This window comes from Pseudomonas sp. Irchel s3b5, assembly GCF_900187435.1.
Lineage (GTDB): Bacteria > Pseudomonadota > Gammaproteobacteria > Pseudomonadales > Pseudomonadaceae > Aquipseudomonas.
This window is the reverse complement of sequence record NZ_FYDY01000007.1, coordinates 90,368-103,014: the sequence shown is the minus strand read 5'-3', so window position 1 is coordinate 103,014 and position 12,647 is coordinate 90,368. Positions and strand designations below refer to the sequence as shown.

General features: G+C 60.3%; 9 protein-coding genes and 1 pseudogene. 1 reads left to right on the top strand and 9 read right to left on the bottom strand.

Annotation, left to right across the window (positions count from 1 at the left end; all coding sequences use genetic code 11):
• Nucleotides 1-39: 39 nt before the first annotated feature.
• From CKW15_RS10360 to CKW15_RS10320, 9 genes and pseudogenes are all read right to left on the bottom strand, one after another.
• Nucleotides 40-981 (bottom strand): AEC family transporter, encoded by a 942-nt coding sequence (locus tag CKW15_RS10360; RefSeq protein ID WP_095058419.1) that lies wholly within the window; start codon nucleotides 979-981, stop codon nucleotides 40-42.
• A 156-nt stretch (nucleotides 982-1,137) separates the two neighbouring features.
• Nucleotides 1,138-2,691: a galactarate dehydratase gene (garD, locus tag CKW15_RS10355; RefSeq protein WP_095058418.1), complete on the bottom strand. Its 1,554-nt coding sequence runs from the start codon at nucleotides 2,689-2,691 to the stop codon at nucleotides 1,138-1,140.
• An 11-nt stretch (nucleotides 2,692-2,702) separates the two neighbouring features.
• Nucleotides 2,703-4,103 (bottom strand): annotated as a pseudogene (locus CKW15_RS10350) (MFS transporter); the annotation flags it as partial.
• A 138-nt stretch (nucleotides 4,104-4,241) separates the two neighbouring features.
• A complete protein-coding gene (locus tag CKW15_RS10345) occupies nucleotides 4,242-5,687 on the bottom strand; it encodes an aldehyde dehydrogenase family protein (protein ID WP_095058416.1) in 1,446 nt (481 codons plus the stop codon).
• Nucleotides 5,688-5,747: 60 nt separating this feature from the next.
• Nucleotides 5,748-6,659 carry a 5-dehydro-4-deoxyglucarate dehydratase gene (gene kdgD / locus CKW15_RS10340; RefSeq protein ID WP_095058415.1) on the bottom strand — a complete coding sequence of 304 codons (912 nt, stop codon included), beginning with the start codon at nucleotides 6,657-6,659 and terminating at the stop codon, nucleotides 5,748-5,750.
• A gap of 374 nt (nucleotides 6,660-7,033) precedes the next feature.
• Nucleotides 7,034-7,783 carry a FadR/GntR family transcriptional regulator gene (locus tag CKW15_RS10335; protein ID WP_095058455.1) on the bottom strand — a complete coding sequence of 250 codons (750 nt, stop codon included), beginning with the start codon at nucleotides 7,781-7,783 and terminating at the stop codon, nucleotides 7,034-7,036.
• Between the two features lie 179 nt (nucleotides 7,784-7,962).
• On the bottom strand, nucleotides 7,963-9,690 hold the full coding sequence (locus tag CKW15_RS10330) for an ABC transporter ATP-binding protein/permease (RefSeq protein WP_095058414.1): 1,728 nt from the start codon (nucleotides 9,688-9,690) through the stop codon (nucleotides 7,963-7,965).
• A gap of 97 nt (nucleotides 9,691-9,787) precedes the next feature.
• Entirely contained in the window at nucleotides 9,788-10,348 is a 561-nt protein-coding gene (locus CKW15_RS10325; RefSeq protein WP_085611319.1) for a response regulator transcription factor, read from the bottom strand.
• Nucleotides 10,341-11,603, bottom strand: coding sequence for an ATP-binding protein (locus CKW15_RS10320; protein WP_095058413.1), 1,263 nt, complete (start codon nucleotides 11,601-11,603; stop codon nucleotides 10,341-10,343). Before CKW15_RS10320 ends, CKW15_RS10325 begins: the two co-directional genes overlap by 8 nt.
• Before the next feature lie 229 nt (nucleotides 11,604-11,832).
• Here CKW15_RS10320 and CKW15_RS10315 point away from each other — a divergent pair, with 229 nt between their 5' ends.
• Complete coding sequence (locus CKW15_RS10315; protein ID WP_095058412.1) at nucleotides 11,833-12,549, top strand: SIMPL domain-containing protein; 717 nt, start codon at nucleotides 11,833-11,835, stop codon at nucleotides 12,547-12,549.
• Nucleotides 12,550-12,647 lie beyond the last annotated feature (98 nt).

The following is a 12,647-nucleotide window of genomic DNA, read 5'->3' as shown; positions in this document are numbered from 1 at the left end:
GCGCCTACACCGCAGGCTGCGATCTTTTGACCTTTGCCTTTAGATCCACCCACCCCACTGCAAAACGAAGATCCCGAGATTGGTGGTGACCGCCGCCATCAACGTGGTGATCACGATAATCGCCGCCGCCAGCTCATGGTTGCCATTAGCCGCCCGGGCCATGACAAAACTGGCCGCTGCGGTCGGGCTGCCGAAGTACAAAAACAAAATCCCCAACTCCGCGCCACGAAAGCCCCACAACCAGGCACCCAGGGTCGCCAGTACCGGCAGGCCGATCATCTTCACCAGACTCGAACTCAGCGCCATGTTGCCGCTCTTGCGCAGCGCCGCCAGCGACAACGTACCGCCGATGCAGATCAGCGCCAACGGCAACGTGGTTTGCGCCAGATACTGTCCGGAAGTTTCCAGCCAACCCGGCAACCCGATCTTGAAATAGGCAAATGGCGCCGCCGCAATCACGCTGATGATCAACGGATTGCTGAACACGCTTTTGCAGATGCTCCACGGATCGGACTTGATCACCGGGCTGTACACCGCCAGCACAATGGTCGACAGCGTGTTGTAGAACAGAATCACCAGCGCCGCGAGAATCGCCCCAAGGGAAATCCCGTAGTCGCCATACATGCTCGCGGCCAGCGCGAGGCCAATGACGCCGTTGTTGCCGCGAAACGCGCCCTGGGTGTAAATCCCCCGGTCTTCACGCGGGCACTTGAAGATCGCCCACCCCCAGGCAATGGCAAAACACACCAGGGTCGCGAGGGAGAAGTAGATCAGCAGCGCCGGTTGCAGTGCGGCGTGCAGGTCGGCATGCAGGATGCCCAGAAACAGCAACGCCGGCATGGTGACGTTGAACACCAGGGCCGACGCGGTGTGGATGAAGTTGTCATTGATCCAGCCGACGCGCTTGAGCAACACCCCCAGAAACAGCATGGCGAACACCGGTGCGGTGATGTTCAGGGTTTCGAGGAAAATTGCCAGCATGCCGGGGGTAACCTTGGTGGGCGTCGTTAGGTGGCTAATGATAAGCCACCGCAGACGTTGGCGTCTGGTAGATCGCTATCGCTGGCAAGCCAGCTCCTAAAGGTTCAGCGCAATCCTTGTAGGAGCTGGCTTGCCAGCGATGCAGGCGACGCGGTCTTACGTGATCGGCGCCGGGTTGAACAAGGTGATGTCGTTATGCAGTTTGTGCTGCTCCGCCCACGTCTGCTTCTTGCCGCTGGCCACGTCCAGATAGTAGTGGAACAACTCCCAACCGAGGTCTTCGATGGAAGCGCGTCCAGTAGCGATCCGTCCGGCGTCAATGTCGATCAGGTCCGGCCAGCGCTGGGCCAGTTCCGTCCGGGTCGAGACCTTCACCACCGGCGCCATCGCCAAACCGTACGGCGTACCACGACCGGTCGTGAACACGTGCAGGTTCATCCCTGCCGCCAGCTGCAACGTCCCGCAGACAAAGTCACTGGCCGGGGTCGCGCAGAAGATCAGGCCTTTTTCCTTGAAGCGCTCGCCAGGGCCAAGCACGCCAGTGATCGCGCTGCTGCCGGACTTGACGATCGACCCCAGGGACTTCTCGACAATGTTCGACAACCCGCCCTTCTTGTTGCCCGGCGTAGTGTTGGCGCTGCGGTCCGCCTCGCCCTTGGCCAGGTAACGGTCGTACCAGTCCATTTCGCGCACCAGTTCCTGCGCGACTTCCTTGGTTTGCGCCCGAGAAGTCAGCAGATAAATCGCATCGCGCACTTCGGTGACTTCGGAAAACATCACCGTCGCGCCAGCCCGCAGCAACAAGTCCGAGGCATAGCCCAATGCGGGGTTAGCGGTGATGCCGGAAAACGCATCACTGCCGCCGCACTGCATGCCAAGAATCAGCTCGGACGCCGGCACGGTTTCCCGGCGGCGCTGATCGAGCTTCTTCAAACGCGTCTCGGCCAGCTCCATGATCTGCTCGATCATCTCGGTGAAGCCGTGACTGGAATCCTGTAGCCGATACAACCACGGCTCGCTGAGATCCACCGAACTGTCGTTCTCGTGCATCACCTGCCCGGCCTGCAATTTCTCGCAACCCAGGCTGATCACCAAGGCTTCGCCACCCAGGTTCGGGTTGCGCGCCAGGTTGCGCACGGTACGAATCGGGATGTAGGCGTCGGTGGCTGTGATGGCCACGCCACAGCCGTAACTGTGGGTCAGCGCCACCACGTCATCGACGTGCGGATACTTGGGCAGCAACTCGTCCTTGATGCGTTTTACCGCATGGTCTAGCACACCCGTTACGCACTGAACCGTGGTGGTGATACCGAGGATGTTACGCGTGCCGACGGTGCCGTCGGCGTTGCGATAACCCTCGAAAGTAAACCCTTCCAGCGGTGCCTGCGCGGCCGGCACTTCGGTGGACAGCGGCAGGCTGTCCAGCGGTGGCGCGGTCGGCATGCGCAGTTGATCTTCCTTGACCCAACTGCCGCGCGGAATCGGCTGCAAGGCGTAGCCAATGACCTGGCCGTAACGAATCACCTGGCCACCCGAGGGAATGTCTTCCAGAGTGACCTTATGGCTCTGCGGCACGAAGTCCACGGTAACCAGGCCATCGGCAAACTCGGTGCCGGCCGGTACACCCTGATCATTGACCACGATCACCACGTTGTCCCGCTCGTGCAGACGGATGTAGCGCGGCGAATCGGAATGTTCAATCAACTGCATGACGCCGCTCCTCAGGAATGCGCTTGAGACAATTTGCCAGGGGCTTCAGTACCGTTCGCAGGCGGCTCTTTGAGCACCACACGTTTGATCGGGCCCACGATCACCAGATAGCTGAACACCGCGACCAGTGCGTTGCAACCAACAAACACCAGCGCCCATTTGAACGAACCGGTGGAGCTGATGATGTAGCCGATCACGATTGGCGTGGTGATCGAAGCAATGTTGCCGAAGGTGTTGAACAAGCCACCGCTGAGACCGGCGATCTGCTTCGGCGAGGTGTCGGACACCACCGCCCAGCCCAATGCGCCCACGCCTTTGCCGAAGAATGCCAGGGCCATGAAGCCGACGACCATCCATTCAACGTCCACGTAGTTGCACGCCACGATGCTGCTGGAAACCAACAGGCCAGCGATAATCGGCGCCTTGCGGGCGAAGGTCAGGGAATGACCTTTACGCAGCAGGTAATCGGAAATCACCCCGCCGAGTACACCACCAATGAAGCCGCAGATCGCCGGCAAGGACGCGATGAAACCGGCCTTGAGGATGGTCATGCCGCGCTCCTGCACCAGGTACACCGGGAACCAGGTCAGGAAGAAGTAGGTGATGCCGTTGATGCAGTACTGGCCCAGATACACGCCGAGCATCATGCGGTTGGTCAACAGTTGGCGTATGTAGTCCCACTTCGGACCGTCGCCCTTTTTGCCTTTGCCCTTGTCCTGGTCCATGTCGACCATGCCGCCGTTGTCGGCGATGTGCTTGAACTCGGCCTCGTTGATCAGCGGGTGCTGGCGCGGGCTGTAGATCACTTTCAGCCAGATCCCGGAGAAGATGATGCCGATCACGCCCATGACGATGAACACGTGCTGCCAGCCGAAGCTGTAGACGATCCAGCCCATCAGCGGTGCAAACAACACGGTGGCAAAGTATTGCGCCGAGTTGAAAATCGCCGAGGCGGTGCCGCGTTCAGCGGTCGGGAACCAGGCGGCCACGATGCGTGCGTTGCCGGGGAAGGATGGCGCTTCAGCCAGGCCCACCAAAAAGCGCAGCATGAACAGCGCAACCACTGCGGTGGACATGCCGAACTCGCCGACATAACCCTGCAGCACGGTGAACAGCGACCAGGTGAAGATGCTCAGTGCGTAGATTTTTTTCGAACCGAAACGGTCCAGCAGCCAGCCACCGGGGATTTGCCCGGCCACATAGGCCCAACCGAATGCGGAGAAGATATAGCCGAGGGTGACCGCGTCAATGCCGAGGTCTTTTTGCAGGCTGGAGCCGGCGATTGCGATGGTAGCCCGGTCGGCGTAGTTGATCGTGGTCACGATGAAAAGCATGAGCAGAATCAAATAGCGGACGTGAGTCGGCTTCTGGGTCGATTGCATGTAGATGTACTCCCACTGATTATTTTTATGCGCGGGTGAATCTGTTGTTTCTCCCCTGTAGGAGCGAGCTTGCTCGCGATGGTGGTCAACGATGACGCGGGGCATCAGGTTGAGCGCCGCGTACTCAAGACCATCGCGAGCAAGCTCGCTCCTACAGGGGTATTGCGTTTACGAACCGATGTAGCTGGTCTTCACGACCGTGTAGAACTCTTGCGCATAGCGACCTTGCTCACGTGATCCATAGGATGAACCTTTACGCCCACCGAAAGGAACGTGGTAATCCACACCGGCGGTCGGCAGGTTGACCATCACCATCCCGGCCTGGGAGTGGCGCTTGAAGTGGTTGGCGTATTTCAGCGACGTGGTGGCAATGCCCGCCGACAGACCGAATTCGGTGTCGTTGGCCATGGCCAGCGCAGCTTCGTAATCAGCCACACGGACGATGTTGGCCACTGGGCCGAAGATCTCTTCACGGCTGATGCGCATCGACGCTTCGCTGTCGGCAAACAGCGTTGGCGCGAGGAAGTAACCCTCGGTGTCGCACGTCACCAGACCACCGCCGCTGACCAGACGCGCACCTTCGGATTGGCCGATGTCGATGTACTTCATGTCCTGTTCAAGCTGGGCTTGCGAGACCACCGGGCCGATGTCGGTGCCGGCTTTCAGTGCGTGGCCGACTTTGATCGACTTCATGCGCTCGGCCATGGCTTCGACGAACTGGTCGTGGATGCCAGCGGTGACGATAAAGCGGCTCGAGGCCGTGCAACGCTGGCCAGTGGAGTAGAACGCGCTCTGCACCGACAGCTCGACCGCTTGCTTGAGGTCGGCGTCGTCGAGAATGATCTGCGGGTTCTTGCCGCCCATTTCCAACTGGACCTTGGCTTGGCGCGATACGCAGCTGACCGCGATCTGACGACCGACGCCCACGGAACCGGTGAAGCTGATGCCGTCGACTTTCGGGCTGTGGACCAGTGCATCGCCCACCACGCGACCGCTGCCCATCACCAGGTTGAACACACCGGCCGGGAAGCCTGCGCGGGAGATGATTTCGGCCAGCGCCCAGGCGCAACCCGGAACCAGGTCAGCAGGCTTGAGCACGACGCAGTTGCCGTAGGCCAGGGCCGGGGCGATTTTCCACGCCGGAATGGCAATCGGGAAGTTCCACGGGGTGATCAGACCGACCACGCCCAAGGCTTCGCGAGTGACTTCAACGTTGACGCCCGGACGCACCGACGGCAAGTAGTCGCCGGACAAGCGCAGACATTCACCGGCGAAGAACTTGAAGATGTTACCGGCGCGAGTCACTTCGCCGATGGCCTCAGGCAGGGTCTTGCCCTCTTCCCGGGCCAGCAGGTTGCCGAGCTCTTCGCGCCGGGCGAGGATTTCGGTACCGACTTTATCGAGAGAATCGTGACGTGCCTGAATGCCGGACGTGGACCAGGCCGGGAACGCGGCGCGGGCGGCGTCGATGGCGGCGTGGACTTGAGTCAGGTCAGCCTTGGCGTAATCGCCGATGGCATCGCTCAGTTCGGACGGGTTGATGTTGGTCGAATAATCGCCACCGGCAACCCATTCGCCGTTGATGTAGTTATCAAAACGCTTTGCATCTGCCACTTGAGATCTCCTCACGCAAAAGGCCGCTGATTGCTCAGCGGCCTTACTTAATCGGATGTGTTACTGCGCACCCTGCTTGTCGATCAGCGCGGCGAGCATTTCGTACTCTTCGCCCGTCAGATCGGTCAGCGGTGCACGCACAGGACCTGCGTCATAGCCGGCAATTTTTGCCCCGGCCTTGACGATGCTCACGGCGTAACCGGACTTGCGGTTACGGATGTCCAGATACGGCAGGAAGAAGTCATCGATGATCTTGCCAACGGTGGCGTGATCTTCACGAGTGATCGCGTGGTAGAAATCCATCGCGGTTTTCGGGATGAAGTTGAACACCGCCGAGGAGTAGACCGGCACGCCGAGAGCCTTGTAGGCAGCGGCGTAGACTTCGGCGGTCGGCAGACCACCCAGGTAGGTGAAGCGATCACCGAGGCGGCGACGGATCGACACCATCAACTCGATATCGCCCAGGCCATCCTTGTAGCCGATCAGGTTCGGGCAGCGCTCGGCCAGACGTTCCAGCAGCGGTGCGGTCAGGCGGCAGACGTTACGGTTGTAGACCACGACGCCGATGTTGACCGATTTGCACACGGCTTCAACGTGGGCGGCAACGCCGTCCTGGCTGGCTTCGGTCAGGTAGTGCGGCAGCAGCAACAGACCTTTGGCGCCCAGACGCTCGGCTTCCTGAGCGTACTCGATGGCCTGGCGGGTCGAACCACCGACACCGGCCAGAATCGGCACGCTGGTAGCGCAGGTGTCGACGGCAGTCTTGATGATTTCCGAATATTCGCTGGCCGCCAGAGAGAAGAACTCACCGGTGCCGCCCGCGGCGAACAGAGCCGAGGCGCCGTATGGGGCCAGCCATTCCAGACGTTTGATGTAGCCAGCGCGGTTGAAATCGCCCTGGGCATTGAAATCGGTGACCGGGAAAGACAGCAGACCGGAAGAGAGGATGGACTTCAGTTCTTGTGGATTCATTATTCGAACACCCTGGATTGCGACGTTGTGTGTGAGAAAACCGTTCAGCCTGCGCCGAAGTTGTAGGTCATCGTACAACTTAAAAGATAATCGTCAACTGCATTTCATCGCGACGGGGGGAAATTGTTCGACAAAATAAGCTACGAGCTAGATTTTTAGAGGGATTCAACGGAGGGAGGACAGTTGCGAGCGCCGTGATGAACGGTCGTTTGAGAGATACGTTGTCGGAAGATTTTAGGCACGGGTTTTATTTTATGGCTTGCGGCCCTATCGCGAGCAGGCTCGCTCCTACAGGGGTCCGGTACACAAAACACGGTGGGAGTGAGCCTGCTCGCGATGACGGCTTATCAGGCGATGAGTCGCTGGCAGAGGTTTTAACCCCGCTGCGCCTCAGCCTCTTCATGCGCATGACGCAACCGCTCACGGCTGTTGGTCAGGTGCAGGCGCATGGCGGCCCGTGCCGCATCGGAATCCTGACGGGCAATGGCATCGTAGATTTCTTCGTGCTCGCGGCTCAGGCGACTCATGTAGTGCTGCTGGTCATCGTGGGCCAGTCGCGCGGAGTTGAGCCGGGTGCGGGGAATGATGCTGGTGCCCAGATGGGTCATGATGTCGGTGAAATAGCGGTTACCGGTGGACAAGGCGATTTCAAGGTGAAAGGCGAAGTCCGACGCCACCGCGTCACTGGCGTGGGCCGCGCTTTCGTTCAAAGCATCCAGAGCGGCACGCATGGTCGCCAGTTGTTCCGGGCTGCGGCGTTGCGCGGCCAGGCCGGCGGATTCCACTTCCAGGCTGATGCGCAATTCAAGAATCGCCAGCACGTCACGCAAGGTCACCACGGTCGCCGGGTCGATACGAAAACCGCTCGGGCTCGGCGTGTCGAGCACGAAGGTGCCGATGCCATGCCGGGTTTCGACCTGCCCCGCCGCCTGCAAACGGGAAATCGCTTCGCGCACCACGGTGCGGCTGACGCCATGGGCATCCATGATCGCCGACTCGGTGGGCAATTTGTCGCCACGCTTGAGCTGACCGTCGCGGATCTGCTCGGACAGCACCGTCACCAGTTCCTGAGCGAGGCTGCGCCGCTTGCGAGGGAGACGTGGTGTGGCGTTCGGGTTTTCCATGGTGAACATCTGTCTCGAAAAGATTCGGCTGTTGAAAGCGCATCATAGCGCAACGCGGTTGTACGATCACCCCGCCCTCTGTAGGAGCTGGCTTGCCAGCGATGGCCATCACGCGGTCCGTCTGTGAAACTGCGTTATCGTTCATCGCTGGCAAGCCAGCTCCTACAGGGGCGTGGTGTTCAGGCGGTCACAGTCTGGTCCACCAGGTGGCCATTCTCGATACGAATGTGCCGCGGATGGAAGCGCTTGAGGCTGCTGCGATGGCCGACGCTGACGATGCTCAACCCCGGCAACTCATCGATCAACGCCTGATACAACGACGCCTCGTCCTCTTCATCCATCGCCGATGTCGCTTCGTCCATGTACAGCCATTGCGGCGCGTAAAGCAGAGCGCGGGCAAAGGCCAGGCGCTGTTGTTCACCCGGCGATAACAGGCGCTGCCAGTGGTTGGCTTCATCCAGACGCGCCACCAGATGCGGCAGACGGCAAGTTTCCAGCACGTGCACGTAGCGCTCGTTGGGATAGGTGTCGGCGACCTGTGGATAACTCAGCGCCTCACGCAACGTGCCAATCGGCAGATAGGGTTTCTGCGGCAGGAACAGATAGCGCGCCGACGGCAAACGAATGCTGCCGTGCCCCGTTGGCCACAGGTGCCCCATCGCCCGCAGCAAGGTCGACTTGCCGCTGCCGGAACGACCGCTGAGCATCACGCGCTCGCCTTCCTCCACGATCATGTCGGCACTGGTCAACAAATGACGACCGTCTGCCAGATCGAGGCCGAGGTCGTGCACCTTCAACGCGGAGCCCGTGGTTTGCACATCGATGGCCGGCGCGCGTTGTTCGTTGTCGGTCATGGCCTGACGGAAGCTGAGCAGACGATCGCAGGTGGCGCGCCACGAGGCGAGGCTCTGGTATGCAGTGATGAACCAGCTGAAACTGTCCTGGACATTGCCGAATGCCGAGCTGATTTGCATCAGCTCGCCCAATTCGATCTTGCCGGAGAGGTAACGTGGTGCGGCGACAATGAAAGGGAAAATGATTGCCGCTTGCTCGTAACCGGACGTGAAGAAGGTCAGGCGCTTGGACACCTTCATGATGTCCCAGAAGTTGTGCCAGACCATCGAAAAGCGACTGCTCAGGCGGCGGTTTTCGTTGGGCTCGCCGTTGTACAACGCAATACTTTCGGCATTCTCGCGAACCCGCACCATGGAGAAACGCAGGTCGGCTTCGAAGCGCTGTTGCCGGTTGTTCAGGCCGATCAGGCGACGACCGATCAAATGCGTCAGCCAGCTACCCACCACGGCGTAAACCAGCACGCACCAGAACATGTAGCCGGGAATGGTCACACCGAACACTTCGATGCTGCCCGACACGCCCCACAGGATGATCGAGAACGACACCAGGCTGACGACATTGCGCAGCAAGCCAATGCCCAGGCTCAAGGTATCGGAGGTGAAGTTGTTGAGGTCTTCGGAAATCCGCTGGTCCGGGTTATCGGTGTAGCCACCCTGCTCCAGCTTGTAGTAATTCTTGTCGGCGAGCCAACGCGAGAAATGCTTTTCGGTGAGCCAGGCGCGCCAGCGGATCGTCAGCATCTGGGTCAGGTAGAGTCGGTACACCGCGCCGATAATCGCCACGGTGGCAATCGCACAGAAGTACAGAATCAACCGCCAGAACGCGGCTTCATCCTTCTGTTGCAAGGCGTTGTAGAAATCCTTGTACCAGGTGTTGAACCACACCGAGATCCCCACGCTGATCAGCGACAGCGCGATCACCGCGATCAGTAGCGTCCAGGCCTTGGCCTTCTCTTCACTGCGCCAGTAAGGCGTGATCATCGCCCACACTTTGCGAAAAAACTGCCCGCGCACAGCATCATTGACCGCGGAGTACTCAGCGTTCTGATTCATGGAAAAGGCTCGATAAAGAAATGAACACGTTCGAACCGATCATAGATGATCGGTTCGGTTTGTCGCGAGGAGCGGCCCGCATTCGTTCAGCGCAGGTTCAGCGACGAACGGGACGCTTCTGCAGTTTGCGCTGCAGCGTGCGGCGGTGCATGCCCAGGGCGCGGGCAGTGGCGGAAATGTTGCCTTCGTGCTCGGTCAGCACGCGTTGGATGTGTTCCCACTGCAAGCGGTCCACGGACATCGGGTTTTCCGGCACCAGGCTGTCGAGGTCGGCATGCTCGGACAGCAACGCTGCCAGCACGTCGTCGGCGTCGGCCGGTTTGCACAGGTAGTTGCAGGCGCCACGCTTGATCGCTTCGACCGCCGTGGCAATGCTCGAGTAACCGGTGAGGATCACCACGCGCATTTCCGGGTCCAGCTCCAGCAACTTCGGCAACAGCACCAGACCCGAGTCGCCGTCCATTTTCAGGTCCAGGGCGGCGTAATCCGGCAGGTCGGCCTGGGCGATGGTCAGGCCTTCTTCAGCAGAGCCAGCAGTGCTGACGCGAAAACCACGGCGGGCCATGGCGCGGGCCATGACGCGGGTAAACGTTGCATCGTCATCGACCAGCAACAAATGCGGCAGTTCTTCGCCTTCGACTTGGATCTCTTCACTCATGTTCGTTTCCTCGGGCGACACGGGGCAGGCGCAGCTCGGTGAGCGTGCCACCTTCCTCATGACTGTAGAGTTTCACTGAGCCGCCAGCGCGTGTCACGCTCGCCTTACTCAAAAACAGGCCCAGACCGAAGCCTTTGCCCTTGGTGGTAAAAAACGGTTTGCCGATCTGTTCGGCAATGGCCAGCGGCACACCGGCGCCGTGGTCGCGAATGCTGATGGTCAGGTTTTCCCAATCCCAGTCCAGGGTCACTTGCAGACCTTCGGGACAGGCATCGGCGGCGTTGTTCAGCAAATTCAGCAGCGCCTGGGTCAGGTCCGGCGGCGGCGCCATGCGCGGCACCGCGCCCTGGCCGAGGCGCTGGAAGCGATAACTGGCTTCGGGGCGCATCAGGTGCCAGCGATTGAGGGCTTCGTCGAGCCAATCGGTGACGTCCTGCATCTCCACCGCCAAACGGCGATTGGCCTCCGCTGCCCGAACAAGCTGCTGCAAGGTTTCCTTGCACAGCTTGACCTGATCCTGCAGCACGCTCAGGTCGTCTTGCAGCATCGGGTCGTGATGGTCCTGACGCATTTCCTTGAGCAGCACGCTCATGGTCGCCAGCGGCGTGCCCAACTCATGGGCAGCGCCCGCGGCCTGGGTGGCGACGGCCAGTAACTGCTGATCGCGCAGGCCTTCTTCGCGGCGGATAGCGCGCAATTCTTCCTGGCGTCGCAGCTCTTCAGCCATGCGTGCGGCGAAGAACGTGATGACCGCCGCAGCGAGGGCGAAGCTCAGCCACATCCCGTACACCTGCAGGTTTTCCCGGGCAATCGGGAAGGTCTGCAATGGGTAGAACTGCGCCAGCAACAACGTGTACATCGTCAGCGCGATACCCGACAGAATCACCGAATAACGCCATGGCAGCGTCACCGCAGCGATGGTCAGCGGCACCAGGTAATAAGAGACGAAGGGGTTGGTCGAACCGCCGGAGAAATACAGCAACGCGCTGTGGATAAAAAGGTCGCAAGCCAGTTGCACGGCGTACTCAAGCTCGGTCACCGGCCACGAAGTGCGCAGGCGAATGGCCGTGAACACGCACAGCAGCATTGAACACGCGAGCGTCGCGGCCAGCTGGAACCAGGGCAGCGGCAGCAATTCGAACCAGTAGGCCAGGCCCACGGAACCGGCCTGGGCGGCCAGCACCAACGTGCGGATGAACGTCAGCCGCCAGAGGTTCTGGCGAGTGGCGGAAGTGATTTGAACGGGGGCGAGCATGAGCTCTCCTGATGAGCGCTCCAGGCGGATCACCGGGAGTATAACCAAGCGCGGGGGCTGACAGGCAAAAGTGCGGCAAACGGCCACAGTGAAGCAGCTGCAAGCTATAAGCTTCAAGCTGCAAGCTTTTACTTGTGGCTTGCAGCTTGAAACTTGCGGCTGCTCCATAGAGTCTGATGGTTTCACGCAGGCCCGGACCATACACCTGCGCACCTTTCAAGGAGCCTTCATGCACACATTCCGCCGCAGCGCCGCCCTTCTCGCCCTGAGTGCCGGCACCCTCGCCAGCCTCCCGGCCCTGGCCGCCGACGAGCTTCATTACAACCAGATTTCCCTGCGCGCCGAAGTCAGTCAGGAAGTGGCCCGCGATCTGATGATCGTGACGCTCTACACCGAAGCACAGAACACCGACCCGGCCAAACTCGCCGCCGAGGTCAGCACCACCATGAACAAGGCACTGGCCCAGGCCAAGCAGGTCAAGGACATTTCCCTGCGCCAGGGCAGCCGCAACAGCTATCCGATCTACGACACCAAGGGCCAGAAGATCACCGGCTGGCGTGAACGCGCCGAGTTGCGCCTGGAAAGCTCGGACTTCGCCGCGCTGTCGAAGCTGACCGGCGAATTGCTCACCGACATGAAAATGGGCGGCATGGACTTCGCCATCGCCACGCCGACCCGCAAGGCCAGCGAAGACGCCCTGCTAAAAGACGCCGTGACCGCGTTCAAGGCCCGCGCCCAACTGGCCACCGATGCGCTGGGCGGCAAGGGCTACAAGATCGTCAACCTGAACCTCAACAGCAATGGTTATCCACAACCGTACATGCGCGCGCCGATGATGATGAAAGCAGCGGCCATGGACAGTGCACCGGTCACGCCGGAAGTCGAAGCCGGAACCAGCCAGGTGAGCATGACCGCAGACGGGTCGATTGAAGTGCTGATGCCTTGATTCGATAACCCGACAACAAAAACGGCGATCATTAAAAATGATCGCCGTTTTTTATTGGCAGTTTTCAGGCATGAGCTATAAATGGTAGGTCTACCCGA